Source organism: Pseudoalteromonas sp. BSi20495, assembly GCF_000241185.1.
In the GTDB taxonomy this organism is placed as follows: Bacteria; Pseudomonadota; Gammaproteobacteria; order Enterobacterales; family Alteromonadaceae; genus Pseudoalteromonas; species Pseudoalteromonas fuliginea.
In genome coordinates this window covers 1-2,308 of record NZ_BADY01000007.1, presented here as the reverse complement: position 1 = coordinate 2,308, position 2,308 = coordinate 1, and the positions used below count along the sequence as shown (strand labels likewise).

Genomic DNA, 2,308 nt, shown 5'->3' with positions numbered 1-2,308 from the left:
GGCTTTGGTGCCAAAAAGCGAGGTGTAAAACCTCACCTACAACATACGCCAAACCGTAGGTGCGAATTTACTTCGCGCTTTGTAACTAAATTATTAATTTTTTGCGTTCATAAGGACATTTAAATGCTGAGTAAAGTCTTTTCCTAGCTTTGCGTCACGCATACCGTACTCAACAATCGCTTTTAAATAACCTAACTTATCGCCACAATCATGCGAGCGACCACTCATATGAAACGCTTCAACTGTTTCTTCAGCCATTAACGCATCAATAGAGTCAGTCAGCTGTATTTCACCACCAGCACCTACAGGCGTTTTTGCCAGTAATGGCCAAATATTTTTGCTCAATACATAACGACCAACAACCGCAAGGTTTGAAGGCGCTTCACCTGCATCAGGCTTTTCAACCATTGTTTTAATTGCGGCACTGTTACCTGGCGTTAGCTGTACACCGTTAATATCAGCAATACCATATTTACTTACGTCTTCTTGTGCTACTGGCTCTAGCATGATTTGGCTTGCTTTGGTTTCATTAAAGCGCTTGATCATTGCGGCTAAATTTTCAGTTTTTTGATCTGCCGTATAGGCATCAAGTATCACATCGGGGAGTAGTACAATAAAGTCGTCATCCCCAACAATTGGCTTTGCACACATAATAGCGTGCCCCAAACCTTTTGCCTCACCTTGGCGAACACTCATTACAGTTACATCTGTTGGGCAAATAGAGCGAACTTCTTCAAGTAAAGCACGCTTTACACGATTCTCTAGTGTTGCTTCAAGCTCATAACTCGTATCGAAGTGATTTTCAATTGCGTTTTTAGAACTATGAGTTACGAGTACTATGTCTTTAATACCTGCGGCTACACACTCGTTTACTATGTATTGAATAAGTGGTTTGTCTACAATAGGTAGCATTTCTTTAGGAATAGCTTTGGTCATTGGTAACATGCGTGTACCAAGGCCCGCAACAGGAATAACAGCTTTCATGGGTAGTCCTTTATTTATAAATTAATTATTTTTAAGTTAACAGGTTAAATCTAAATGAGGGATGAATGAAGTAAAGCCCCGAATAAACTTTATCGGGGTCGGGCATAGTACTAATATTATTAATCGCTCCCAAATAGGTCGCGTGTGTAAACCTTGTCAGCAATATCACTTAACTCTTCAACCATACGGTTTGCAACCACCACATCAGATATCTGCTTAAATTCGTTTAAATCCTTTATCACCCGTGAGCGATAAAATTCATTTTCTTCAAGTACAGGTTCAAAAACAACAACCTCAATACCTTTAGCCTTAATGCGTTTCATAATGCCTTGAATGGCAGAGGCCCTAAAGTTATACACTGCGCTAAAAGCATAGCATTAGAAATGCCCGACATAACCCGTGCCTACCACCAATTCAATTTTACATTAACAAGAGCATCTGGGCTTTACCAGAACTACTTAGCGATACGAATAGTTAATAGCGTAAACTCAAATAAAGCATTACAAAGTTCAACGTTTTCATGAATAAAAATTACCTAGATTCACAAAAAGCTCTTTTTATTTTGCAGATAGTTAACGCATTACCTCGCGCATAAATAAAACAACTCAACAAGCGCGGCACAAAGCCGCGCCTATAAATATAAACCCAGTACCTACCCGTTCTTGAATATTCAACACTATGCTTCTACCTTAAGCTTACAGGGATAAATTAATAATATAAGGCAATGAAATGCGCATACTTCATCACGGAGCTGTTAATGGTGTGACCGGCTCCTGCCACGAGCTAGCAGTTAATAAGCACACAAGCATACTAATTGATTGCGGATTATTTCAAGGTGAAGACGCTAAAGCTGATTTATCAATCGAGTTTAATATTACCAACATAACAGCGCTTATTGTTACTCATTGCCATATTGACCACGTTGGGAGAATTCCTTACTTATTAGCAGCAGGCTTTAAAGGACCCATTTTTACAACCCTTGCCACAGCTAGTTTATTACCTTTGGTGATTGAAGATGCGTTAAAAGTAGGCGTTACTTGCGACCCTAAAATTATAAAAGCGTGTTTAAGCCTGTTAAACAAACGTATTATTGCTGTAGCTTATAAAAGCTGGTTTGAATTACCATGTAAAGGTGAACAAACAGCCAAAGCAAGGTTTCAACGGGCGGGGCATATATTAGGTTCAGCCTATGTAGAAATTGATATTATTAATAAACCAAGCTTGAGCAAAAACACGCACCGAGTGGTTTTTTCAGGCGATTTAGGCGCACCATATACTCCCCTTTTACCTGCACCAAAACCACCTTACAAAGCCGACACTCTAG

Annotated in this window: 2 protein-coding genes and 1 pseudogene; 1 reads left to right on the top strand and 2 read right to left on the bottom strand. The window is 39.5% G+C overall.

Features of this window, described 5'->3' with window-relative positions; all coding sequences use genetic code 11:
• Window positions 1-93 precede the first annotated feature (93 nt).
• Together galU and P20495_RS19215 are read right to left on the bottom strand one after the other, a co-directional pair.
• A complete protein-coding gene (galU, locus tag P20495_RS19210; protein ID WP_008133529.1) occupies window positions 94-984 on the bottom strand; it encodes a UTP--glucose-1-phosphate uridylyltransferase GalU in 891 nt (296 codons plus the stop codon).
• A gap of 119 nt (window positions 985-1,103) precedes the next feature.
• A pseudogene (locus P20495_RS19215) lies at window positions 1,104-1,337 on the bottom strand (UDP-glucose 6-dehydrogenase); the annotation flags it as partial.
• A gap of 376 nt (window positions 1,338-1,713) precedes the next feature.
• Here P20495_RS19215 and P20495_RS19950 point away from each other — a divergent pair.
• On the top strand, window positions 1,714-2,308 hold a 595-nt coding region (locus P20495_RS19950), incomplete at its 3' end, for an MBL fold metallo-hydrolase (protein ID WP_033014870.1).

Bases quoted from the DNA above. Each gene is read 5' to 3' on its own strand.
- galU (WP_008133529.1), bottom strand. From the start codon at position 984: ATGAAAGCTGTTATTCCTGTTGCGGGCCTTGGTACACGCATGTTACCA.